22 protein-coding genes and 2 pseudogenes are annotated in these 25,340 nt (G+C 40.5%); 20 read left to right on the top strand and 4 right to left on the bottom strand.

Annotation, left to right across the window (positions count from 1 at the left end):
- The first annotated feature begins 39 nt into the window (after window positions 1-39).
- The 19 genes and pseudogenes from ccrZ (at window position 40) to ACOMA9_RS08225 (ending at window position 21,698) form a co-directional block, all read left to right on the top strand.
- Window positions 40-837, top strand: a complete 798-nt coding sequence (gene ccrZ, locus ACOMA9_RS08315; protein ID WP_151380359.1) for a cell cycle regulator CcrZ — start codon at window positions 40-42, stop codon at window positions 835-837.
- Window positions 834-1,469: a tRNA (guanosine(46)-N7)-methyltransferase TrmB gene (trmB, locus tag ACOMA9_RS08310; protein ID WP_059221167.1), complete on the top strand. Its 636-nt coding sequence runs from the start codon at window positions 834-836 to the stop codon at window positions 1,467-1,469. Before ccrZ ends, trmB begins: the two co-directional genes overlap by 4 nt.
- 730 nt (window positions 1,470-2,199) lie before the next feature.
- Window positions 2,200-2,889, top strand: coding sequence for a VIT1/CCC1 transporter family protein (locus tag ACOMA9_RS08305; RefSeq protein ID WP_151380365.1), 690 nt, complete (start codon window positions 2,200-2,202; stop codon window positions 2,887-2,889).
- Window positions 2,890-3,136: 247 nt separating this feature from the next.
- Window positions 3,137-3,625 (top strand): ribosome maturation factor RimP, encoded by a 489-nt coding sequence (gene rimP, locus ACOMA9_RS08300; protein ID WP_151380360.1) that lies wholly within the window; start codon window positions 3,137-3,139, stop codon window positions 3,623-3,625.
- 48 nt (window positions 3,626-3,673) lie between these two features.
- Window positions 3,674-4,867 carry a transcription termination factor NusA gene (gene nusA / locus ACOMA9_RS08295; RefSeq protein WP_003043633.1) on the top strand — a complete coding sequence of 398 codons (1,194 nt, stop codon included), beginning with the start codon at window positions 3,674-3,676 and terminating at the stop codon, window positions 4,865-4,867.
- Between the two features lie 12 nt (window positions 4,868-4,879).
- The gene (rnpM, locus tag ACOMA9_RS08290; protein WP_003033741.1) at window positions 4,880-5,176 is read left to right on the top strand and encodes an RNase P modulator RnpM; all 297 of its coding nucleotides are present in this window, start codon (window positions 4,880-4,882) and stop codon (window positions 5,174-5,176) included.
- A complete protein-coding gene (locus ACOMA9_RS08285) occupies window positions 5,169-5,468 on the top strand; it encodes a YlxQ-related RNA-binding protein (protein WP_049533320.1) in 300 nt (99 codons plus the stop codon). Before rnpM ends, ACOMA9_RS08285 begins: the two co-directional genes overlap by 8 nt.
- Before the next feature lie 16 nt (window positions 5,469-5,484).
- Entirely contained in the window at window positions 5,485-8,322 is a 2,838-nt protein-coding gene (gene infB, locus ACOMA9_RS08280) for a translation initiation factor IF-2 (protein ID WP_151380361.1), read from the top strand.
- An 80-nt stretch (window positions 8,323-8,402) separates the two neighbouring features.
- Entirely contained in the window at window positions 8,403-8,753 is a 351-nt protein-coding gene (rbfA, locus tag ACOMA9_RS08275) for a 30S ribosome-binding factor RbfA (protein WP_003043380.1), read from the top strand.
- Window positions 8,754-8,911: 158 nt separating this feature from the next.
- Entirely contained in the window at window positions 8,912-10,543 is a 1,632-nt protein-coding gene (locus ACOMA9_RS08270; RefSeq protein WP_247905469.1) for a Na/Pi cotransporter family protein, read from the top strand.
- 204 nt (window positions 10,544-10,747) lie between these two features.
- Complete coding sequence (gene nagA / locus ACOMA9_RS08265) at window positions 10,748-11,899, top strand: N-acetylglucosamine-6-phosphate deacetylase (protein WP_270206960.1); 1,152 nt, start codon at window positions 10,748-10,750, stop codon at window positions 11,897-11,899.
- Between the two features lie 151 nt (window positions 11,900-12,050).
- Window positions 12,051-15,038 (top strand): annotated as a pseudogene (locus ACOMA9_RS08260) (type I restriction endonuclease subunit R, EcoR124 family).
- Between the two features lie 435 nt (window positions 15,039-15,473).
- A complete protein-coding gene (locus ACOMA9_RS08255; RefSeq protein WP_247906724.1) occupies window positions 15,474-16,226 on the top strand; it encodes a DUF6261 family protein in 753 nt (250 codons plus the stop codon).
- A gap of 309 nt (window positions 16,227-16,535) precedes the next feature.
- Window positions 16,536-17,552: a hypothetical protein gene (locus tag ACOMA9_RS08250; RefSeq protein WP_006270113.1), complete on the top strand. Its 1,017-nt coding sequence runs from the start codon at window positions 16,536-16,538 to the stop codon at window positions 17,550-17,552.
- Between the two features lie 88 nt (window positions 17,553-17,640).
- Window positions 17,641-17,751 (top strand): annotated as a pseudogene (locus ACOMA9_RS08245) (MarR family transcriptional regulator); the annotation flags it as partial.
- Window positions 17,744-18,154 carry an EVE domain-containing protein gene (locus ACOMA9_RS08240; protein ID WP_003070336.1) on the top strand — a complete coding sequence of 137 codons (411 nt, stop codon included), beginning with the start codon at window positions 17,744-17,746 and terminating at the stop codon, window positions 18,152-18,154. The pseudogene ACOMA9_RS08245 and the gene ACOMA9_RS08240, both read left to right, overlap by 8 nt.
- Window positions 18,155-18,469: 315 nt before the next feature.
- Complete coding sequence (gene glyQ / locus ACOMA9_RS08235; protein ID WP_106082852.1) at window positions 18,470-19,384, top strand: glycine--tRNA ligase subunit alpha; 915 nt, start codon at window positions 18,470-18,472, stop codon at window positions 19,382-19,384.
- 1 nt (window position 19,385) lies between these two features.
- On the top strand, window positions 19,386-21,425 hold the full coding sequence (gene glyS / locus ACOMA9_RS08230; RefSeq protein WP_106082853.1) for a glycine--tRNA ligase subunit beta: 2,040 nt from the start codon (window positions 19,386-19,388) through the stop codon (window positions 21,423-21,425).
- Window positions 21,426-21,440: 15 nt separating this feature from the next.
- On the top strand, window positions 21,441-21,698 hold the full coding sequence (locus ACOMA9_RS08225) for a DUF896 family protein (protein WP_003025937.1): 258 nt from the start codon (window positions 21,441-21,443) through the stop codon (window positions 21,696-21,698).
- A 48-nt stretch (window positions 21,699-21,746) separates the two neighbouring features.
- Here ACOMA9_RS08225 and ACOMA9_RS08220 read toward each other — a convergent pair whose 3' ends face one another.
- From ACOMA9_RS08220 to ACOMA9_RS08205, 4 genes are all read right to left on the bottom strand, one after another.
- On the bottom strand, window positions 21,747-22,412 hold the full coding sequence (locus tag ACOMA9_RS08220) for a potassium channel family protein (RefSeq protein WP_003043350.1): 666 nt from the start codon (window positions 22,410-22,412) through the stop codon (window positions 21,747-21,749).
- A gap of 11 nt (window positions 22,413-22,423) precedes the next feature.
- Window positions 22,424-23,779 (bottom strand): TrkH family potassium uptake protein, encoded by a 1,356-nt coding sequence (locus tag ACOMA9_RS08215; protein ID WP_421425197.1) that lies wholly within the window; start codon window positions 23,777-23,779, stop codon window positions 22,424-22,426.
- Between the two features lie 78 nt (window positions 23,780-23,857).
- Window positions 23,858-24,025: a hypothetical protein gene (locus ACOMA9_RS08210; protein WP_421425196.1), complete on the bottom strand. Its 168-nt coding sequence runs from the start codon at window positions 24,023-24,025 to the stop codon at window positions 23,858-23,860.
- 22 nt (window positions 24,026-24,047) lie between these two features.
- Window positions 24,048-24,236, bottom strand: coding sequence for a helix-turn-helix transcriptional regulator (locus tag ACOMA9_RS08205; protein WP_003043419.1), 189 nt, complete (start codon window positions 24,234-24,236; stop codon window positions 24,048-24,050).
- A gap of 148 nt (window positions 24,237-24,384) precedes the next feature.
- On the opposite strand from ACOMA9_RS08205, the gene rsmH reads away from it, so the two are divergent.
- Complete coding sequence (rsmH, locus tag ACOMA9_RS08200) at window positions 24,385-25,335, top strand: 16S rRNA (cytosine(1402)-N(4))-methyltransferase RsmH (RefSeq protein ID WP_421425194.1); 951 nt, start codon at window positions 24,385-24,387, stop codon at window positions 25,333-25,335.
- Window positions 25,336-25,340: the final 5 nt, after the last annotated feature.

The raw sequence follows: 25,340 nt of genomic DNA, 5'->3' as shown, positions 1-25,340 counted from the left end.
TTAGTAAAATAGATAGGAAACTTTTTACGGAGGGGAACAATGGACTTGGTTGATAATGAGCTAACTCTGACACCAATTGCAGGTAAAAGTGGGAAAGCCTACATGGGCACCTATCCAGATGGGGCGCGCGTTTTCGTCAAGATGAACACGACCCCAATCTTAGTAGGTTTGGCTAGAGAACAAATCGCACCGCAATTATTGTGGAGTCGTCGCATGGCAGACGGCAATGTCATGAGTGCACAGGAATGGCTATCAGGAAAAATTTTGACGCCGACTGAAATGGACAAAAAACAAATTGTAAATATTTTGACACGGCTGCATCGTTCACGTCCTTTGATGACACAGTTGCGTCGGTTGGGTTATTCCTTGGAGACGCCAGCAGATTTATTGGAATCTTGGTTAGAACACGCACCATTGGCAATTGGAAATAATCATTACTTACGGTCGATTTTAAATGATATGCGTAGTCATTTACCACAATTTCGCGAGGATCATGCAACGATTGTGCATGGCGATGTGCGTCATAGTAACTGGATTGAGACAGATAGTGGATTGGTGTATTTAGTAGATTGGGATTCTGTTCGATTGACAGATCGTATGTTTGATGTGGCTCATATATTAAGCCATTATATTCCAGAGGTGCGTTGGAAAGAATGGTTGACCTACTATGGCTATCGCTATAATGAAACGGTATTGAAGAAATTATACTGGTATGGTCAGTATGCTTACCTATGTCAGATTGCGAAGTATTATGAAAATGCAGACTTGGAAAATGTGAATCGGGAGATTTATGCCTTGCGCAACTTCCGCTCAAAATACGGAAGAAAGGTGTCATGAGAGTTAGAAATCGCAAAGGCGCAACGGAATTACTAGAAGCAAACCCGCAATATGTGATTTTAAATCCTGCTGAAGCAAAGGGCAAGTGGCATGAGATTTTTGGGAATAAGCACCCTATTCATATTGAAGTGGGAAGTGGGAAAGGTGCGTTTGTTTCAGAAATGGCAAAAGCTCATCCAGAAATTAACTATATCGGAATTGATATTCAAAAATCTGTTTTGAGTTACGCCTTGGATAAGGTTTTAGTAGCTGATGTTCCCAATATCAAGCTCCTTTGGGTAGATGGTTCTGATTTGACCAACTACTTTGAAAATGGAGAGATTGATCGTTTGTATCTGAATTTTTCTGATCCTTGGCCCAAGAAACGCCATGAAAAACGGCGCTTGACCTACAAATCTTTTCTCGATACCTTTAAGCAAATTTTACCAGAACATGGAGAGATTCATTTCAAAACAGATAATCGTGGCCTCTTTGAATATAGCTTGGTGAGCTTTTCTCAATACGGCATGAAACTAAATGGCGTTTGGTTGGATTTGCACGCGAGCGACTTTGAGAATAATGTGATGACGGAATATGAGCAAAAATTTGCCAACAAAGGTCAAGTCATCTATCGGGTTGAGGCAGAGTTTTAAGGTGAAATAGATAATTGAAAGAGGCTGGGCAAAAAGTGTCCCAGCTTCTATCAGATTTAGTACTAAACGAATAACGCAGTAGGTGATTGGGCTCTTCATTCGCTTTTCAGGCTCGGAAGAGCACCTTTGACGAAAACTTCGTTTTCTTCATCTGCAACCTTAAACAGCTTGATAACTGTTTAAGCACCCTTGCGGGGGTGAGTTTGGGACAAAAAGATTTCAATTTTTAAAAATCTTAATTATTAAGCCCTTCAAATCTATAATTAAATGCGAAAAGCGAATAAAGCAGAATTCTGATTACCAGAAAACTAGTTTTGTTCGCTTTTTATATTTGAGGTCGGACTTCTGTCCCAGCCTCCACTCCCTTTTCTGATTTTCAGGAGAAAAGATTGCTAAAAAACAAGAGGAGCAAAAGAATATCTCAAGCGACAAAATGAACTTTAGAAGCTTCATTTAAACATTTTGTTATAAAAGCTATTAACAAAATTTACGATGGACAGTGTAGAAGATTGTGGTATCAATCGGATGACCTTTTATCATAAATATATATGTGTGTGATTTGGTAGAATGGTCTTGTTTTGAGTTTGCTAAAAAGTAAAACGTTGCTGTCCAAGTAGATGTTCAAGAAATTTTATTAAAATAGTAGAACTTTTCTCATTTTGTTCTTTTCTCTTGTGCTTGATTAAGTTTTTATTTATAATAATTCTAAATAAAGAGAAGGTTGACGATGATGAGAGAACAAGAGATTGATAAGAATTTTAGTGGTCGGCTTAATATTTTGCGAGCTGGAGTATTGGGGGCCAATGATGGTATTATTTCTATCGCGGGTGTGGTAATAGGGGTAGCAAGTGCGACAGAAAGTATTTGGATTATCTTTCTTTCTGGGTTAGCAGCAGTCTTTGCGGGAGCTTTTTCCATGGCAGGTGGTGAATATGTATCTGTTTCCACTCAAAAGGATACGGAGGAGGCCGCAGTTGTTAGAGAGCGAGATCTTTTAATGAAAAATCCAGATATTGCTAGGCAGTCGCTCTATGCAGCTTATATCCAGAATGGCGAGTGTGAGACTTCTGCCCAGCTTTTAACCAATCGAGCTTTTTTAAAGTATCCTCTCAAAGCTTTGGTAGCGGAAAAGTATGGTATTGAAGTGGAAGAATTTACTAATCCTTGGCATGCAGCAATCTCCAGCTTTATCGCTTTTGTAGCAGGAGCTATCTTTCCCATGCTGAGCATTGTCTTCTTTTCTGCTAGTTATAGAATTCCGGCGACAGTAGTCATCGTTGCTTTATCACTATTGGGAACGGGATACACCAGTGCCAAGTTAGGAAAAGCCCCGATAAAAAATGCCATGATTCGAAACTTAGTCATTGGACTTTTGACTATGACAGTAACTTATCTTGTAGGTCAATTATTTGCTATTTAATTTCGAAATAAAAAACCTTTATGAGGAGTGATTTTGATTGTAGGTTATTCTATTTGACTTTATAGTCAATTCTTTTTAGAATTATCTGTCAACCACAATGCTGAAATCAATCAATTTTCTTACGATTGATAAGTGTAGCATCAAATAAAATACAGGAATATATTTTCTTGCATTTTATTTTTTCTTATGCTATAATACAAGTAACGAATATGAAAGAGAGGCGAGGAAGTATCTTCGCCTCTTATCTGTGAGGAGGTGTAGTCTTATCGCAACGATTGTAGAATTGGTAAAAGAGGTTGTCGAGCCAGTCATCCAAGAACCGTATGAATTAGTGGATATTGAGTATGGTAAGATGGGGAGCGACCATGTTCTCAGTATTTTTGTAGATAAGCCGGGAGGGATTACCGTAAATGATACGGCAGATTTGACGGACATCATCAGTCCGCTTTTGGACACGATTAAGCCGGATCCTTTTCCTGAGCAGTATTTCCTTGAGGTGACGAGCCCAGGGTTGGAACGTCCGCTGAAAACGAAAGAACAATTAGCAGATGCAGTTGGGCAATATATCCATGTTAGTCTGTATCAAGCAGTTGATAAAAGTAAAACCTTTGAAGGAACATTGCTTTCTTTTGAGGAAGATAGTGTAACAATGGAATATATGGATAAGACGCGTAAGAAAGTTGTTCAAATTCCTTACAAGCTAGTATCCAAAGCAAGATTAGCAGTAAAATTTTAGTAAGAAAAAAGAAAGGATTGCTTTTGTTTTTACAAAAGCGAAAAAAACATGAGTAAAGAAATGCTAGAGGCCTTCCGCATTTTGGAAGAAGATAAAGGAATCAAAAAAGAAGACATTATCGAAGCAGTGACAGAATCCTTACGCTCCGCTTATCGTCGCCGTTATGGTCAGTCAGATAGTGCGGCCATTGAATTTAATGAAAAAACAGGTGATTTTCGTGTCTATACAGTTCGTGAGGTGGTGGACGAAGTTTTTGATAGCCGTTTGGAAATCAGCTTAAAAGATGCTCTTGCCATTAGCTCAGCTTATGAGCTTGGTGATAAAATCAAATTTGAAGAAGCGCCGGCTGAATTTGGTCGGGTAGCAGCTCAATCTGCTAAGCAAACAATTATGGAAAAGATGCGCAAGCAAACGCGGGCGATTACCTACAATAAGTACAAAGAGCATGAAAATGAAATCATGTCAGGAACAGTCGAACGTTTTGACAATCGTTTCATCTATGTCAATCTTGGCAGCATTGAAGCGCAGTTGTCTAAACAAGACCAAATCCCTGGAGAAGTCTTTGCTTCACACGACCGCATTGAAGTTTTTGTTTATAAGGTTGAGGACAATCCTCGTGGTGTAAATGTTTTTGTTAGCCGTAGTCATCCAGAGATGATCAAACGCTTGATGGAGCAAGAAATTCCTGAAGTTTATGATGGAACGGTTGAAATTATGAGCGTTTCTCGTGAAGCAGGTGATCGAACCAAGGTTGCGGTACGCAGTCACAACCCAAATGTAGATGCAATTGGTACAATCGTTGGACGTGGTGGCGCAAACATCAAGAAAATCACTAGCAAGTTTCATCCTGCTAAGTATGATGCAAAATCAGATCGTATGATTCCTATTGAAGAAAACATCGATGTGATTGAGTGGGTAGCAGATCCTGCTGAATTCATCTACAATGCGATTGCTCCGGCAGAAGTGGATCAAGTCATCTTTGACAGTCAAGATAGCAAGCATGCTCTTGTCGTTGTGCCAGATAACAAATTGTCTCTTGCAATCGGTCGTCGCGGACAAAACGTACGCTTGGCAGCTCATTTGACAGGTTACAGAATTGACATTAAATCTGCAAGTGAATTTGAAGCTATGGAAGAAGCTGGTGAGCTTGGCGGATTTGCTGAAGAAGCAGAAGAATTTACAGCAGTTGAAAGTCCTGTAGAAGCAGAATTTGTAGAAAGTGAAGTTGAAGCAGCAGACTAAAGGAGGGAAAGAATGGCAAAAACAAGAAAAATCCCTTTACGAAAATCAGTAGTTTCTAACGAAGTCATTGACAAGCGTGATTTACTCCGCATTGTCAAAAACAAAGAAGGTCAAATTTTCATTGATCCAACAGGCAAGGCAAACGGACGTGGAGCTTATATCAAACTTGATAATGAAGAAGCGCTTCAAGCTAAGCAAAAACGAGTCTTTAATCGCAGTTTTAATATGGAAGTGGAAGACGATTTTTACGATGAGCTGATTGCTTACGTGGATCATAAAGTTAAAAGAAGAGAGCTTGGTCTTGAATAAACAAAAATTAGCCAGTTTACTTGGATTGGCACAACGAGCAGGTCGCATCATATCAGGTGAAGAACTGGTTGTTAAGGCAATACAAGATAAGAAAGCAAAGTTAGTCTTTTTAGCCAATGATGCTGCTCCAAATTTGACCAAGAAAATTACTGATAAAAGTCATTATTACAAAGTAGAAGTATCAACCGTGTTTTCAACACTGGAATTAAGCACCGCAGTAGGCAAGGCAAGAAAAGTGCTTGCCATCACTGATGCTGGATTTACAAAGAAAATGAGGTCTCTTATGGAATAGAAGAGGAGGACAAGATTTGTCTAAAGTAAGATTGTACGAAATCGCGAAAGAACTGGGGAAAGAAAGCAAGGAAATTGTGGCGCGTGCAAAAGAGCTTGGTATTGAGGTAAAAAGTCATGCCAGCAGCGTGGAAAGTGAAATAGCAACACGTATCACAGCTAGCTTTTCTCAAGCAGCAGCTCCTAAAAAAGAAACGACTCAAAAGCCGACTCAATCGTTGCCTAAAGAGCAACCGTCAGCTTCAACGGCAGTGAAAGAAACGACCGAGGCTGAGAAGAAAGCAGAGCAGAAGGCAGTAGCTCCGACGCAAAAGTCGGAAGTGGAAATGAAGTCGGCGCCTGCAAAACCAAAAAGTCGTAATTTTAAGGCTGAACGAGAGGCAAGAGCAAAAGAGCAAGCAGAACGACGGAATAAACAGCGAGACAATCGTCCGCAAAAACAACAAAATGTTGAGAAGCGAAATCGAGAAGAGCGCAATCCGCGTAATGATCGAAACAACCAAAACCGAAATGGCCGTGGGAATCGTGGCGAGCAACGTGACAATCGCAATCATCGCAACCAAGATAATCGTCGTCAAGAGCAAAATCGTTCACATGCTACAAATCAAAATCGCCCTCAAACGAATCAAGGGCCACGCATTGATTTTAAAGCACGTGCAGCAGCTCTGAAAGCTGAACAAAATGCTGAATATGCTCGTGGTAGTGAAGAACGTTTCAAACAAGCTCAGGCTGCGAAAGCAGCTCAACGCGAGCAGAATAAACGGAAAGAACCTGTAGAAGAATTATTTCAAGCAGCAGCTCCTATCGTGGAAGCAACAAAGCCAGCTCCACAGCCCCAAGTTGCTCCTGAAGCGAGTCAAACTCCCGCAGTTGATACTCGTCGGAAAAAACAAGCTCGACCAGACAAGAAACGCGATGACTTTGATCGTGAAGAAGATGGTCCAAGAAAACAACAAAAGAATCGAAGCAGTCAAAATCAAGTGAGAAATCAAAAGAATAGTAATTGGAATCATAACAAGAAAAATAAAAAAGGCAAGAATAATCGGAACAATAACCAAACTCCAAAACCGGTTACAGAACGTAAATTCCATGAATTGCCAAAAGAGTTTGAATATACAGAAGGCATGACCGTTGCAGAGATTGCAAAGCGGATTAAGCGCGAACCAGCTGAAATTGTCAAGAAACTCTTTATGATGGGAGTCATGGCGACCCAAAACCAATCGTTAGATGGTGACACCATTGAACTACTCATGGTGGATTATGGTATTGAAGCTCATGCTAAAGTTGAAGTGGACAATGCAGATATTGATCGCTTCTTTGTGGATGATGATTATCTTGATCCAGATGCCTTGGTAGAGCGTCCACCGGTTGTGACCATTATGGGACACGTTGACCACGGGAAAACAACGCTTTTGGATACCTTGCGTAATTCTCGTGTTGCCACAGGTGAAGCAGGTGGTATTACACAACATATTGGTGCTTACCAGATTGAAGAAAATGGTAAGAAAATTACTTTCTTAGATACGCCAGGGCATGCGGCCTTTACTTCTATGCGGGCACGTGGTGCTTCTGTCACAGATATTACGATTCTTGTCGTGGCAGCAGATGACGGGGTAATGCCTCAAACGATTGAAGCCATTAACCACTCAAAAGCAGCAAATGTCCCTATTATTGTAGCGATTAACAAGATTGATAAGCCAGGTGCCAACCCTGAACGGGTTATCGGTGAATTGGCTGAATATGGCGTTATGTCAACTGCTTGGGGCGGTGATTCTGAATTCGTTGAAATCTCAGCGAAATTCAATCAAAATATTGAGGAGTTGCTCGAAACAGTTCTCCTTGTAGCCGAAATTCAAGAATTAAAAGCCGATCCGAATGTTCGCGCAATTGGTACGGTTATCGAAGCGCGCTTGGATAAAGGGAAAGGTGCGGTGGCAACTCTGCTCGTTCAACAAGGTACTTTGAATGTGCAGGATCCAATCGTTGTCGGAAATACCTTTGGACGTGTACGTGCCATGACCAATGACCGTGGACGCCGAGTGAAAGTTGCTGGACCGTCTACACCAGTATCTATCACGGGTCTAAATGAAACACCAATGGCTGGTGATCATTTTGCAGTGTATGAAGATGAAAAAGCAGCGCGTGCAGCTGGTGAAGAACGTGCAAAACGTGCTCTCATGAAGCAACGTCAAGCAACTCACCGTGTTAGTCTTGAAAATCTCTTTGATACCCTTAAAGCAGGTGAAGTCAAGTCTGTCAATGTTATTATCAAAGCAGATGTGCAAGGTTCTGCCGAAGCCTTGACAGCTTCCCTTCAAAAGATTGAAGTAGAAGGCGTTAAAGTCACGATTGTTCACTCAGCAGTTGGTGCTATTAACGAGTCTGACGTGACTCTTGCCGAAGCTTCAAATGCCTTTATCATTGGTTTCAACGTTCGTCCTACCCCACAAGCTCGTCAACAAGCAGAAGCCGATGATGTCGAAATTCGTCTTCACAGCATTATTTATAAAGTCATCGAAGAAGTAGAAGATGCCATGAAAGGGATGTTGGATCCAGAATACGAAGAAAAAATTATCGGTGAAGCTGTTATCCGTGAAACCTTCAAGGTTTCTAAAGTCGGTACCATTGGTGGCTTTATGGTGGTTAGCGGTAAAGTAACTCGTGATTCTAAGGTTCGTGTGATTCGTGATGGTGTTGTCATCTTTGATGGTGCGCTTGCTAGCCTTAAACATTATAAGGATGATGTGAAAGAAGTTGGCAATGGGCAAGAAGGTGGTCTCATGGTTGAGAACTACAATGACATCAAGGTTGACGACATGATTGAAGCCTACATCATGGAAGAAATCACAAAATAAAATATGAATGGAAAAGAGACAGGCTATGGTTCATTAAAGTCTGCCTCAACCTTTTTCTAAAGTAAGTGAAAGGAGATATCATGGCAAATCAATTTCGTGTGGATCGTGTGGGCATGGAAATCAAACGTGAAGTCAATGAAATTTTGCAAAAAAAAGTTCGTGATCCGCGTGTTCAAGGAATTACCATTACAGATGTGCAAATGTTGGGTGACTTGTCAATGGCAAAAGTGTACTACACGCTGATGAGCAAGCTTGCTTCTGAGCAAGAAAAAGCTCAAATTGGTTTAGAAAAAGCCAAAGGAACGATCAAACGTGAATTGGGTCACAACTTGAAGATGTATAAAATTCCTGATTTGACATTTATCAAAGATGAATCCATTGAATACGGGAATAAAATTGACCAAATGCTCCGCGATTTAGAACAAAAATAAAATGTGATTTTAGCTATATCAATATATTTAAAAAGAAAGGAAATTCTATTTTTCTTTCTTTTTTTGATAAAAATGCTAAAAAAGGCTTGTTACTTTTACACTTATCCATTAAAATAGAAAAGGAGATAATCCGCTACATATTTTTCGGAGGGAAAAAGATGTCCATCAATTGGCAGCAAATTATATTTAGCTTTTTAGGCGGTTTAGGACTTTTCCTATATAGTATTAGGATGATGGGGGATGGCTTGCAGCAGGCTGCAGGTGATCGGCTTCGTTATTTTATTGACAAATATACAAGCAATCCATTTTTTGGTGTTCTAGTTGGGATTGGTCTAACAGCTCTCATTCAGTCCAGTTCAGGTGTGACAGTTATTACGGTTGGATTGGTAAGCGCTGGACTATTGACTTTGAAGCAAGCGATTGGTATTGTCATGGGAGCCAATATCGGAACGACAGTGACCTCCTTTATTATTGGTTTTAAGCTAGGTGATTATGCCTTACCCATTCTCTTTTTAGGAGCAGTCTGTCTCTTCTTTACCAAAAAGCGCTCTATCAATAATATTGGTCGTGTCTTATTTGGGGTCGGTGGGATTTTCTTTGCTTTAAATCTGATGAGTGGCGCTATGGAGCCATTGAAAGATTTAGACGCTTTCCGTGAATACATGATAAAGTTAAGTGGAAATCCAGTCCTTGGTGTGTTTGTAGGAACAGGAATTACATTGCTCATTCAGGCTTCGTCCGCGACCATTGGAATTTTACAGAATCTGTATGCAAGTGGCTTGATTGAGCTAAAAGGAGCTTTGCCAGTTCTTTTTGGGGATAATATCGGGACAACGATTACAGCGATTATTGCGTCCTTAGGTGCCAATATTGCAGCAAAACGTGTGGCAGGTGCTCATGTAATGTTTAACGTGGTTGGTACCATTTTGTGTTTGATTGTGTTAGGACCATTTACAAGCTTGATTCAGTGGTTTCAAACAGCTCTCCATTTAAGTCCAGAAATGACCATTGCTTTTGCTCACGGAACTTTTAATGTCACCAATACCATTATTCAGTTTCCATTCATTGGCTTGCTGGCTACTTTGGTAACGAAGTTGATCCCAGGTGAAGATGAAGTCGTGAAATACGAGCCGCTTTATTTGGATGTGATTTTGATTAAACAAGCTCCATCGCTTGCTTTAGGAAATGCAAAAAAAGAATTGCTGCATTTAGGAAGTTATGCAATGCGCTCATTTGAGCTAGCTTATGATTATATTGTAAATAACACTGAAAAATCAGCAGATAAAGGGCATAAAACAGAAGAAGCTATCAATAAGATTGATGAAGATTTGACGCGCTATCTGATCGATTTATCCAGTGAGCCTCTGAGTCAAAAAGAAAGTGAAGTCTTGACCAATATTTTGGACTCTTCACGCGATTTGGAAAGAATTGGAGACCATGGCGAGGCATTGATTAACTTGACAGACTATATTCGCCGTAAAAAAGTAGAATTTTCTCCAGCAGCTTTGCAAGAGTTGGATTTGATTTACAATATGACACTCAGCTTCATAAAAGAATCATTGAAGTCTGTAGAAGATAATGATATTGAATTGGCCAATAGTTTGGTGGCTAAGCATGAAGCGATTGATAAAATGGAACGCAGATTGCGCAAAACACATATTCATCGCTTGAACAGAGGTGAATGCTCTACGCAGGCTGGGGTGAACTTCATTGATATCATCTCTCACTATACGAGAGTCGCAGACCATGCCATGAACTTGGCGGAGAAAGTGCAAGCGGAACAAATTTAAGATTGAGAAACAGACTGCTGATGTAGTTTGTTTTTTGATGATTTAAAATACACAAAATAGGTCTATACCATTTACAAAAAAAGAAGAAAGCGGTATAATAAAAGGGACATAATGAATAAATGTGAGAGTGCCTCAAAATATCAATTACAGTTGCTAGAAATTGTAACTTAATATAAACTCTCATCGAATGAAGGAGGTTTTATTATGCCTAAATACATTCAAGCTGATCAATTTTTCTATCCCCACGGTATTCGTCAAGGTGGCTATCTGGAATTGGTCGATGGCAAATTTGGAAAATGGTCCAAGGAAATTCCAGCAGATTCAGATGTGATAGATTACACAGGTTATTCTATTGCACCGGGATTGGTAGATACCCATATTCATGGCTTTGGTGGTGTTGATGTGATGGATAATAATATCGAAGGAACGCTTCACATTATGAGTGAAGGCTTATTGTCAACAGGAGTCACCAGTTTTTTACCGACAACCTTGACCTCAAGTTTTGAATTACTGCTAGCTGTGACCGAAAATATTGGTGATCATTACCAAGAAGCAACAGGTGCTAAGATTCGTGGGCTATATTTTGAAGGTCCGTATTTCACAGAAAAATACAAAGGAGCTCAAAATCCAATTTACATGAAAGATCCTCGAATGGATGAATTTCGCGCTTGGCAAAAAGCTTCAAATGGTCTGCTCAATAAAATCGCTTTAGCGCCAGAACGAGAAGGTGTGGAAGACTTTGTCCGCACTATTACAGATGAAGGCGTAACGGTTGCGCTGGGGCACTCAAATGCGACTTTTGAAGAAGCAAAAGTAGCTGTGGACGCGGGTGCTAGTGTCTGGGTTCATGCTTATAATGGAATGCGTGGATTGACCCACCGAGAACTTGGCATGGTCGGAGCTATGTATGAGCTGCCTCATACTTATGCAGAATTGATTTGTGACGGCCACCATGTTGATCCGAAAGCCTGTGATATTTTGATGAAGCAAAAAGGACATGAAAATATAGCACTCATTACAGATTGTATGACTGCAGGCGGTTTGGAAGACGGAGATTATATGCTGGGCGAATTTCCAGTAGTGGTCGCCAACGGAACTGCTCGTCTCAAATCAACAGGCAACCTCGCGGGCTCTATCTTGAAATTGAAAGACGGACTAAAGAACGTTGTCAAATGGGGCATTGCCAACCCACATGAAGCAGTTATGATGGCAACGCTCAATCCAGCAAAATCAGTCCACATTGATGATGTTTGTGGTCAAATCAAAGAAGGTCACGATGCGGACTTTATCGTTTTGGACAAGGATTTAGAACTCGTTGCAACTTATCTGGATGGTGAAAAACGATACGAAGCATAATATATGAATACTTAATTAACGTAGAAACTCCTGCAAGAAACTCGTCTTGCAGGAGTTTTTAGAATCCTTTGGATAAATTTCTTCGTTTAAAATAGTGATATCTATGCTATAATGAAACTATATTAACTTAAGAATAATGGGATATTATGGCATGAAATCAATTGCAGAATTAGAAATCGAAAAGCAGCTGATTGAGCGACTGACAAGTGGAGAAAGTCAGTGGACTTATCGTCAGGAGTTGCGGACAGAGGAGCAGCTGTGGGAGAATTTCTTTGCCAAGCTAGAGCAAAATAATCTACCTGCCTTGAAAGATCAGCTACTGACTGAGTAGGAGAAGGAGCAAATCAAGAATCAGCTTAACTTTGTCAACTACTATGAAGCAGCTAAATGGTTGGCAGGCGAGAATGGTATTGCTAAAGTCCAGGTGCAACGGGAGGATGCCAGACTTGGAACGATTCGCCTCTCAGTTATCTGGCGAGACAATGTAGCAGGTGGCAAGTCCAGCTATGAGATTGTCCATCAAGTGGAGCGCGACAAGGCCTATCCTATGGATCCGAATCGCCGTCTGGATGTGACTCTGCTTATCAATGGGCTACCTATGATTCATATTGAGCTGAAAAGTCGTCAGGAGCCTTTTTTGAATGCTTTTCGGCAAATCCAGAAATACGACAAAGAAGGAAAGTTTCGTGGGATTTACTCCAGCCTACAGATGTTTGTCGTATCCAATGTCATCGACACTCGCTATATCGCAGCTGCAAAAGAAAATAAGCTCAATGCACAGTTTCTGACCAAGTGGGTCGACAGCCAGAACCAGCTGGTTACAGACCTTTTTGCCTTTGTGGAGCAGGTACTCTCTATTCCACGTGCCCATCAGATGGTCATGCAGTATTCGGTCATTGATGATGTTAGAAAGGCACTTATTTTACTGCGGCCCTATCAGGTGCATGCTATCGAAGCTGTCCGGGAAGCTTTCCTGCGTCAGGAGTCGGGCTATATCTGGCACACGACGGGATCTGGTAAGATGCTGACCTCCTATAAGGTGGCTCGTAATCTCCTGCAAATCCCTGCAATTCAAAAGACCATCTTTGTTGTGGATCGCAGAGATCTAGATGACCAGACCACCTCTAGCTTTCTATCTTATGCAGCCAATGATGTCATTGACATTGATGAAACGGACAATACCAAAGAGTTGGTCCGCCGTCTCTCTGCTGATCATAAAGGACTGGTCGTCACGACCATTCAGAAGATTAATGTCATGTTGCGCAAGTTTGAAGAAGGGCATTACCGGCAGGAATATAAGAAAATCAAAGAGCTTAGAGTGGCTTTTGTCGTAGATGAGTGCCACCGGGCTGTCACACCGCAGGCTCAGAAGTCTCTCAGAGAGTTCTTTGTCTATTCACTGTGGTATGGCTTTACTGGGACACCTATCTTTGGGGAAAATAAGCGCAAGCAAGTAGGGGACTTAGCCCAGACTACCCAGCAGCAGTATGGTGATCGACTGCATGAATATACGGTCAAAGAAGCCATCCATGACAATGCCGTGCTCGGCTTCAAGGTAGATTATCGCAATACCCTTATCACAGATACAGTAGAAGAAGACATCCCTGACAGCGTCTATGAGCATGAAGACCATATGTTGGAAGTGCTAGATGCCATTCTTAATAAAAGTCAGCGTCAACTGGGACTCGAAAATGGTGTCGGGCGGACCTACAATGCTATCCTGACTGTCAAGTCTATCCATCAGGCTCAGCGCTACTATGACCTGCTTAAGCGAGTTAAGGAAGGCCAGACTCGCATTCAGATTTCTGAACGGACGAGGCGCATGCTGCCTGACTTTCCTAAGTTTACCATCACCTACTCAGTGACGGAGAATGAAGAGGAATCCTCTGTCAATCAGGATAAGATGAAACAGGCTTTGGAAGACTACAATCAGGAGTTTGGCACTCACTATAATCTATCAACTCTTTGGAGTTTCAATACCGATGTCAATGAACGCCTAGCTAGAAAGAAAGAGAAGTATCTCTATCGGGATGAGCAGCTGGACTTGGTCATTGTCGTCAATAGACTTCTGACAGGCTTTGATGCTCCTTGTCTATCGACGCTCTACATTGATAGAAAGCCGATGCAGCCACAGGATCTGATTCAGGCTTTCAGCCGGACTAACCGAATCTTTGACCAGCGTAAGTCCTATGGACATGTCATGACTTTTCAAAAGCCGCTGGCCTTTAAAGTTGCGGTGGATGATGCCCTGCGCCTCTACTCTAATGGTGGGGAAAATCAAGTACTAGCTCCAGAATGGTCGGAGGAGAAGGCTAACTTTGACCGAGCTTTGGCTGATTTTCAGAGGCAGCTATCCAGTAACTCCGAAGAAGGACTGACTATCGAAAGTGCCCCAACGGCCTTGCTGAAGAAGCTAGCTAAAAGTTATCAGCAGCTGGACAAGTATCTGGCTTCTATCCAGGTCTATGCAGAGTATGACAAGGATATGCTTTATCAGGAGACTGGTCTCAGCGATGAGAGTCTGGAAGACTATCTAGGCCTGTATCAGAATATCCTAGCAGAGCTCAAGCTCCGTAAGGATGGAGAAGAAGAGGACGAGCCCCTGGACATCCTCTATGAGTTGGAATCTGTCCATGTCGATGAAATCAACTACAGCTATATCCTCTCCCTCATCCAGACTTTTATCCCCCAAGAGGATGCAGATAGTCGGGAGTTGAGTCCAAAGGATATCCAAGCTGTTGATGACTATATCGCCAGCCTCAGTAAAACCAATCCAGGTCTAGCTCAAATCATCGCCGATCTCTGGCAGGAAATCCAAACAGATCCTGACAACTATCGCAGTCAGTCCGTCTCTTATATCTTAGAGCAGATGATTCAATCGGTTATTGCCCGACATGTTCAGGCTTTTGCTAAAAAGTGGTATGTCGGAGCAGATGAACTTCGCTATCTGATTGATAACTATCGCAAGGGAGCTAAAAAGCAAGCCGGTGAAAGCCAGCTCAACCATAGCCAACGCTACCAAGACTACAAGACAGAAGTGAGCGATGCCCTCAATCCTCTGCGCTACAAAAAAGAAATCAAAGAAGCATACACTCGACTGATCGAGGAAGTCATCGAGCCATTGAGAGTGGGAAGATAGAGGAAAATAGGAATCATCAACGTTTAGAAACGTAACCTTTATCAAAATGTCCAATCAATCTAAATACTGAACACTAGCGTTCACTAAAATTTTTAGACAATCTAGCTTTCGAATAGTCCTGTTTATAAAAAATTCCATGCTTTCTACCTGTCATATGATGTAGTTTGCTAAAAATTCCAAGTGTTCTAAAGGTCGAATAATAGCATTTACAAAAAGTTCCATGCATTCTAAGTGTTAAATGCTCGAATAGCTCATCTTATAAAGAAAGATAATCCCCATCTGAAAGTGAAGAAGTCATCAGGTGGGGATATTTTATGTCTTCGATTTTGAAAAAATGCCATTTCAGGGATAAAAATATCATTTTAGGATAGCCGTGTAAAAGATTTCTCGCCGCATGGTATACTTAGTTCATCAAATTATTGGAGAGGTTTTATTATGACTACTAACTACACCATTCGCCCCCTGACCTATAGCAATTTTACTCACCGTGAGTTTGAAAGTCTGATGACGGATTCTCATCAAATCATCACAGACTTTGTTAAGGCAAATAAGAACGAAGAGACGTATAGCACACACTTGGAGCCCTTTGCGAGCAAGCTAGAAGAGTTCCAAAAACAGCTAGCCAGTGTGGAAAAGAAACAGAGCACGAGTCTGGCAGGAGTAGATAAGGAGCGGGACAGTGCCTTAGTCGGACTCTTTACCCTACATAGAGGGTTTGCCAAAATAAAGGAAGCGAAGTTCAAGCAAGCACATGAGACGCTGGCTCCAGTCCTTGCCAAGTACAAGGATATCACTAAGCATACCAACGATGTCGCAACTGCCGAGATCAAGAGTCTCCTCAAAACCCTCAAGGAAGAGCCCTACAACGCGGCAGTAATTACTTTGGGACTCTCACCAGTGATTAGCGCAGTGACGACTGCTCAGGAAGACTACGATAAGGCTGAAGCCCTAGCGCGTGCAGCCAAGTCTAGCAAGGAAGTCGGTAAGACCAAGCAGCTGCGCACGGAAATCTCCCGCACTTATGACCTCTTTATGCGCTATACTGCAGCCTCCGCAGAAGCTTATCCAGAGAAAGCCCACTTTGCCAAACTCCTCAAGGATCTCAACACCATCCGAGACAGCAAGCGCCGCCTGGCCAGCCCAAATAAGAAAACTAAACCGGAACAAGTACCGGAAGTAGCAGGATAAAGAATAATCCCTTAGAATTGTAATTTCTAGGGGATTTTTGGTGCTTAATAGACATTGGCTAAGGAATGTGAAGGAAACCATATTATTAACAAAAAAATGAATTTTTAGGAATATCCAGAGAATTTTATTGCATAAAAACTTTATGGATTATATAATAACTGATATAATGTGAAGTGTATTTATCAAACAATGCTGGTTAAGAACTCAGGAGATAAAATGGAAGAAGAAATCATTACCAAGCAGTTAAGTTATTTTATAATGACTAAAATTAAAAATAATATTTTGATTTCTAATTTATGAAAAAGGGGAGTGATTAGTATAGTTAATATTGAATTTAAAAAAGAGTTATCTAAACGTATTTATGAGGCAAGAAAAAGATCAAGGCCTAAAAGATGTCTGCTTTGTGATAAAGAAATTACGAATCTTTGCAATTCACATTCAGTACCTCAGTTTGTCCTAAAAAATCTTGCTGAGAACGGGAAAATAGTCCAATCTACAATGCTTATGTCGTTTGAAGATATTGATTTTTTTGATATAGAAAAAGGAATAAATAATTCCGGAACTTTTAAATACATATGTGATAATTGTGATAATACTTTCTTTAAAGATTATGAGTCTGAAGAATCTTTATTGGGTGACATAACAGATAAAATGTTAGCTGAAATTGCTTTAAAAGATGAATTATTAAATGTTGCTAAAAGGAGTCAGGAGAAGGAACTATATAAGCAAATGGAAGATAGGATCTTTGGAATTGACATGTTAATGGAGCAACATGATTTAGATTTAAGAGATTTTCATTTTGATATAGAACTTCATAAAAAAGAAATCATAGATAATTCAAAAGGGGCATATCAAATTATATATAAAGAGTTGCTTCCATATGTTGTCCCGATTGCAACTCAAGTTTCAGTTACATTAAAGTCCGATATGTATGGATATCCAGTAAATGACATTTATGATTTTTCTCCTGATGTGAGAATGGAAGGGTTACATTTAGTTATATTCCCGTTAAAAAAACAAACACTTGTTTTAACCTTTTATCACAAGAAAAATAAAAAATATAGGAGTCTCAGGCATCAATTTAATAGTGAGAATTCAAACAAAGTGAAAAAATTTTTGAATTATGTTTTATTTGCCTACACTGAACATTATTTTCTATCTAAACAAATTAGTGAGAGAATCCTTCAACATGATAAATTGATACAATTAAGTAAAGAGATATTTCAGCGGCCTAAATTTAGTCGGACTATACAACCAAATTATGTTCCTGTGAAACCAGATGAAATTCCAAATTTACTGTCAAAAGAATGGGCGATTGGTGAATAAAAGATGAAAAAAGTACCTAAGACTAGATTTACAAATTACCAGGATATCTGGAGTGAAACAAATTTATCAACTATCTCTCCTTTGCGAGGAGGCTTTGCCTCTCGTTGAGGCAATTGACCAAACCTACTTTGGCCAGCTGGGCAGTCAGGTGTCAGATTTTAATCGGCTTTTACTAAAATTGGAGGAAAACGATGGTTAAGTTCTGGGTTGGTGTTGTTTCAGAAAATCATGTTAAACGTGGTGTTACTGGTGGTTTTTGCCAGGTTTGTCATGGGAAGGGCGGTCCTTTAAAACGCATGAAAAAAGGCGATTACCTACTCTACTACAGTCCTAAAATTGATCTTGATTCTGATCAAAAACTGCAGGCTTTCACAGCTGTGGGTAAAATGACAGGTGACGAGGTTTATCAATTTGAAATGGCACCAGATTTTATCCCTTTCAGGCGGGATGTTGAGTATTACAAATCTGTCCGGCCTTGTCCGATTGGAACTGCCAGGCAGCACCCAGACTGGAAAAACTATGCCAGCCAGCTACGCTACGGGCATTTTGAGGTCAGTCAAGATTTCTTTATGTATGTTTTTAATTCTATGAAGTTGGAGTAAGTCTGGACAAGATTGCCCTTTTTTGCTATAATACTAGTCAGAAAGAAAGTCTTATGGCATTTCTCAAGCGAGCCTGAGATAGTGGAAGTCGGGTGAAATAAAGTATGAACGGGCGCTTTCGGTAAATTTTAGTCCTTGATGTTATCTTAAGGCCATATTAACAATGAAGTAATAAACTAGGGTGGAACCGCGTTTTGACGCCCCTATGCAAATCTGTATAGGTATCGTGTCAAGTGCAGTTCTGCTTTTTGTTTATCAGCTAAACTGACAAACTCAGGCCGCAAGAATATTATTATAAAAAGAATGGAGTACATTATGTCGAAGAAGTTAACCTTCCAAGAAATTATTTTAACGTTGCAACAGTTCTGGAATGATCAGGGTTGTATGCTCATGCAGGCTTACGACAATGAAAAAGGCGCTGGTACCATGAGTCCTTATACTTTCTTGCGTGCCATTGGTCCTGAGCCGTGGAATGCGGCTTATGTAGAGCCTTCACGTCGTCCAGCAGATGGACGTTACGGTGAAAATCCTAATCGCCTTTACCAACACCATCAATTTCAGGTGGTCATGAAGCCATCTCCAAGCAATATTCAAGAACTTTACTTGCAGTCTTTGGAGTTATTGGGAATTGATCCGTTGGAACATGATATTCGCTTTGTAGAGGATAATTGGGAAAATCCTTCAACAGGTTCTGCAGGTCTAGGTTGGGAAGTATGGCTTGACGGTATGGAAATCACGCAGTTTACTTATTTCCAACAGGTCGGTGGTTTGCCTACCAACCCAGTGACATCTGAAGTTACCTATGGTTTGGAGCGTCTGGCATCTTATATCCAAGAGGTGGATTCTGTTTATGATATTGAATGGGCTGATGGCGTGAAATACGGAGAAATTTTCCGCCAACCAGAATTTGAGCATTCAAAATACAGTTTTGAAGTGAGCGATCAAGCCTTGCTTTTAGCAAATTTTGATCATTTTGAAGCAGAAGCGAAGCGCTGTTTAGAATACAATCTCGTCCATCCTGCTTACGATTATGTGCTGAAATGCTCTCATACCTTTAATTTGTTGGATGCTCGTGGAGCTGTTTCTGTGACAGAACGTGCAGGCTACATTGCGCGGATTCGCAATTTGGCGCGTATTGTTGCTAAAACTTTTGTGGCAGAGCGCAGACGGTTGGGTTATCCATTATTGGATGAAGCAACACGTGAGAAATTATTGACTGAGGAGAAATAAAATGACGAAGAATTTATTGGTTGAGTTAGGGCTAGAAGAAATGCCAGCCTATGTCGTGACAGCAAGCATGAAGCAATTACGAGATAAAATGGCAGTCTTTTTAACAGACAATCGTTTGACTTTTGATAAGATTGAAATGTTTTCAACTCCTCGTCGCTTGGCTGTGCGCGTGTCCAATCTAAGTGAAAAGCAAACAGATTTAACAGAAGATTTTAAAGGACCAAGTAAGAAGATTGCTTTGGATGCAGATGGAAATTTCACTAAAGCCGCGCAAGGTTTTGTTCGTGGAAAAGGCTTGACTGTTGAAGATATCACTTTTCGTGAAGTCAAAGGCGAAGAATATGTCTATGTCACCAAGCAAGAAATCGGAAAACCTGTTGAGGAATTGATTGACGGAGTTGCCGATGTGCTGACCTCTCTGAGCTTTCCGGTCAATATGCACTGGGGCACCAATACATTTGAATATATTCGCCCCGTTCATACCCTAACTGTGTTGTTGGATGATGAGTCCTTTTTGATGAATTTGTTCGATATTGAAAGTGGACGGACAAGTCGGGGGCATCGTTTTCTCGGCCATGAAGTGAAGATTCAGTCAGCAGATTCTTACGAAGAGGACTTGCGCAAAGTTTTTGTCATTGCTAGTCCAATGGAACGGGAAAACATGATTTTGGATCAAATCAAAGAAATTGAGAGAATGCACAATGTTCATGTGGAGATTGACGAAGATTTGCTGGACGAAGTGCTGAATTTGATTGAATACCCAACCGCTTTTATCGGGCGTTTTGACGAGCGTTATCTAGATGTACCTGAGGAAGTTCTTGTGACTTCCATGAAAGTCAATCAACGCTACTTTGTTGTTCGTAACGAAAATGGCAAACTTCTTCCATATTTTGTATCGGTACGCAACGGAAATACAGAACATCTTGAAAATGTGGTCAAAGGAAATCAGAAAGTTTTGGTAGCTCGTTTGGAAGATGCAGAATTTTTCTGGCGCGAAGACCAACGATTGGTTATTTCTGATTTGGTTGAAAAATTGAAAAATGTGACCTTCCATGAAAAAATAGGTTCTCTAGCAGAGCACATGGAGCGAACAGCAAAGATTGCAGCTCTTTTAGCAGAAAAAGCTCAGTTATCTAAGCAAGAAATGAAAGACGTAGCGCGAGCTGCAGCTATTTACAAGTTTGATTTGTTGACTGGTATGGTTGGTGAGTTTGATGAGCTGCAAGGTATCATGGGTGAAAAATATGCCCTGCTTGCAGGAGAAAACACAGCAGTAGCTAAAGCCATTCGGGAGCATTATTTGCCAACTGCCAGTGACGGTGAATTGCCAGACACGAAAGTTGGTGCAATTTTAGCTATTGCAGACAAGATGGATACGATTCTTTCTTTCTTCTCGGTCGGACTCATTCCAAGCGGTTCAAATGACCCTTATGCTCTTCGTAGAGCAACGCAAGGTGTCGTGCGCATTCTTGATAAATTTGGTTGGCACGTTGCTTTAGATGAATTGATAGAACAGCTCTATGCGCTGCAATTTGACAGTCTCACATATAGCAATAAAGAACAAGTGCTTGATTTCTTCCGTGCACGTATTGAAAAAATGATGGACAGCGATGTTCCAAAAGATATCGTGTCTTCTGTTTTAAATAGTTCAACGTTTGTTGTGCGGGACTTGGTTGAAGCAGCAAGTCTTTTGGCAGAAAAAGCACAAGAAGATTCTTTCAAATCGTCGGTCGAAAGTTTAGCACGTGTCTTTAACTTGGCAGAAAAAGCAGAAACGGCTAGTGTTGTGGACGAGAGCCTCTTTGAAAATGCCGAAGAAAAAGCCCTTCATGCAGCAGTAGAAAACTTAACGTTATCTGATGACTTAGCAGATAATATTGAGCAACTCTTCGCTTTAAGTCCAGTGATTGACGCTTTCTTTGACAATACTATGGTTATGGCTGAAGATGAAGCAATCCGAGCAAATCGTTTGGCACTCTTAGCTGCCTTAATGACGAAAGCCAAAAAAGTGGCACAATTTAACCAAATCAATACAAAATAATCCAAGGAGGGAAAAATGGAACCAAAGAAAATCGAACGTATCAACGAACTTGCCAAAAAGAAAAAAACAGTTGGCCTAACGCCAGAAGAAAAAGTAGAGCAAGCTAAATTGCGTGAAGAATACATTGAAGGCTATCGTCGTAGCGTTCGCCACCACATTGAAGGGATTAAAATTGTGGATGAAGAGGGTAATGACATCACACCGGAAAAGCTCCGTCAAGTCCAACGTGAAAAAGGCTTGCACGGTCGAAGTTTGGATGATCCAAATTCGTAATAAAGGTAACAAAACATCGCTGAGAAAAATTCTCAGCGATGTTTTCATCTATTTTGTAATATCTTCAAAGTGGTCAAATGTTTGACTGTCAATAACCGCCATCAACAGTTCGTCCTTTTTAAAGGTATAGTCAGGTGATGTATCAATATTGAGAACACCGTCGGGTGTTTCTCGAAAGCCAATGATATTGAGGTTGTGGTTTTGACGAAGTTTTAATTGGGCTAAATTTTTACCAATCCAAGACTGAGGTGGATAAAATTCAATAATAGATACATTTTTATCTAGTTCAATGACGTCAGTCGTAGCTTGATGCAGGATATTTTTTGCAAGTGAAATCCCTGTTTCACGCTCAGGGGAGATGCAGCGGTCTGCTCCGACCTTTAGCAAGACTTCTCTGGTTGTCTTACTTTTCACCTTGGCAATCACCTTTTCAACGCCTAACGATTTGCAGTGCATAACAGCAAGGACACTCGATTCTAGATTGTCTCCAGTAGCGACCACTACCGTATCACAGGTATCAATCCCTGCCGCCTGAAGCAAATCATGGTCTGTAATATCGCCGACCACACCTCGCGCTAAAATGGGTTCAAAATGATTGATGACATCTTCATGGTCATCGACAGCTATAATATCGCAGTTGTATTTGCGAAGTGTGTTAATGATACTGCGACCGAAAACTCCCAGCCCCAGTATACCGATTGTTCGTTTATCCATAAAATTCCTTCCTATCCAATAATAATATTTGCATTGGTAAATTTAATTGTGTCTTTTTTCTTCGGTTTTCGATTGGAAAGACTGACAATTAAGGTCAATGGTCCGATACGTCCGATAAACATCAAAAACATAATCACCGTTAAGGCGGCATGGTTTAAAGTAGGTGTTAGATTTGCCGTTACGCCCACCGTTCCAAGAGCAGACATGGCTTCAAACATTAAGTAAATAAAACGATGTCCATTATCAGCGACCATAGTCAAAAAAGTCAAGCCAATGATAAAGGTTGTTGTAAAGACAATCAAGACACTAAAGGCTTTTTGAATGGTAGAGGGAGAAAACGTATGGTGGCCAAAATTAGTATGAGGCAAGCCAAGGATTTCCGTTCGGGCAAAGGCTAATACGACCAAAAAAGTAGTGATTTTCAGTCCCCCTGCCGTTCCTCCGGGAGCACCTCCTAGAAACATCTGAATGATGTAAAGGAGCAGGGTTACTGGGCGAGCTTGTGTATAGTCAATTGTTGCAAATCCAGCTGTCCGCATGGTGACGGTTTGAAAGAAGCTGACTAAAAGTTTCTTTTCAAAGGGAAGTTGACCAATCGTAGCTGTATTTTGGTATTCTGTTAGAAATGTCAAGCAGGTTCCACTGATTAAGATGAGAGCTGTTAAAGCAAGGACCAATTTTGTGTGAAAGCGCAATTTTTGCTTATGTCCTTTTGTCTGGATATTTGTTTTTAAGTCAAACCAAACTGAAAAACCCAAGCCTCCCATGATAATCAAGGCAGCAATGGTCAAATTGACCAAGGCATCTGTTTTGTATGCCAATAAGCTAGTGCTTCCTAAGTTGTCAAATCCAGCATTACAAAATGCAGAGATAGCAAGGAAAATGGAGGTTAGAAGTCCTTTTCCCCATCCTAAAATGGGGACAAAGCGAAAACTGAGGATAAATGCTCCAAGAGCTTCAATGCTGAAAGTAATAAGAAAAATGGAGCGAAGAAAGTCGCGAATAGAATTTGTCTCATCTCGACTAAGACTTTCTTGTAAAGTAGTACGATTGGAAAAACTGAGTTTTTGATTGGAACGTACATAAATCAGCCCAATAAAGCTAATCAGCCCCAATCCGCCAATCTGAATGAGGAGCATACAGATAATCTGTCCCCAAACATTGTAAGTATCTGCAACAGACTGCGTAAAAAGTCCCGTCACACAAACCATTGAAACTGACGTAAAGAGGTGATCAAAATAATTAGCTTTAGAGGTCGCTGTCTGCATAAAAGACAGATTTAAAAGAAGAGAGCCCACCACAATTACAAGAGCAAAGCTCAATAAAATGCGCCTAGCAGGAGATAATCTGGATAAGAAACGTGACATTTGTAATTTCCTTCATAGAATAATGACTTTATTTTACCACAAAGCAGCTTAAAAGACGAGAAGGAAGGCGCAAGAAGTCTAGTCCTTCTTTAAAAGTTTTCGACCGAAAAATATGCAACCAGCAATCACTGCCACATCTACCCAGAACAAGATTGGATCTGTTAAGATGAAGAAAAAGTAGAAGGAAATGATAAGGAGAATAGCTAGAAGAGGTAAGATAATTTTTTTGTATTGTTGAAGATTCATTTGAATTTAGTCTTTCTATTTTTTACTTGTTCCAAAAAAGTGTGTTTAGGTCTGTCTTCAAAGCTAGTGCTAGGTTAATGCAAAGTTCTAGTGTGGGATTATATTTGTTGTTTTCAATCATGTTAATCGTTTGTCGTGAAACGCCGATCTTTTTAGCAAGTTCTAATTGTGATAGCCCAAGACTATTTCGGAATTCTCTCACGCGATTCATGCATTTCTCCTTATTTTGATGTCAAATATAACTGACGTTTGTGATTTTATTATAAAAATCCTTGGCTGATATGTCAAGTATAATTGACAAAAACTTTACATGATTCTAAAATTCTTTTTTTAAATCTTTGTGGTATAATAGTAAAGATATGACAAATGAATTTCATCATGTAACAGTTCTTCTGCACGAAACCATTGATCAACTTGATATAAAACCAAATGGAGTCTATGTTGATGCGACATTAGGTGGGGCAGGGCATAGCGAATATCTTTTGAGTAAATTAGGAAAAAACGGTCATTTATATGCTTTTGATCAAGATCAGACCGCTATTGATTATGCTCAAAAACACTTAGCGCTTTATGTAGCGCGAGGAATGGTGACCTTTATCAATGATAATTTTCGTCATTTAAAGGAACGTTTGCATGAGCTAGGTGTTGAAGAAATTGATGGCATTTGTTATGATTTAGGGGTTTCTAGTCCGCAATTGGATGAGCGCAAGCGTGGGTTTTCCTATAAACAGGATGCTCCGCTTGACATGCGGATGAATCAGGATGCAAAGTTGACGGCTTATGCAGTAGTCAATCAATACAGCTATCACGATTTGGTGCGGATTTTCTTCAAGTATGGAGAAGATAAATTTTCAAAGCAAATTGCTCGGAAAATTGAGCAAATGCGTGAAAAGAAACCGATTGAGACCACTACGGAGTTGGCAGAGATTATCAAATCTGCTAAGCCTGCCAAGGAATTAAAGAAAAAAGGTCACCCAGCTAAACAGATTTTTCAAGCTATTCGTATTGAGGTCAATGATGAGTTGGGAGCGGCAGACGAGTCCATTCAACAGGCGATGGATTTGTTAGCAGTTGATGGGCGTATTTCGGTGATTACCTTTCATTCGTTAGAAGACCGCTTGACCAAGCAACTTTTTAAAGTAGCCTCAACAGTAGAAGTACCGAAAGGGTTGCCGTTTATTCCAGAGGAATTACAGCCTAAAATGAAGTTGGTCACTCGGAAACCTATTTTACCAAGTAAAGAAGAACTAGATAACAATAATCGCGCGCATTCAGCCAAGCTGCGTGTAGCGCAAAAAGTACATAAGTGAGGATT

Origin of the sequence: Streptococcus atopicus (genome assembly GCF_049166725.1) — a bacterium.
GTDB classification, from domain to species: domain Bacteria; phylum Bacillota; class Bacilli; order Lactobacillales; family Streptococcaceae; genus Streptococcus; species Streptococcus hominis.
Note: the sequence above shows the minus strand (reverse complement) of the source record. Positions and strands in the feature narration are given on the sequence as shown.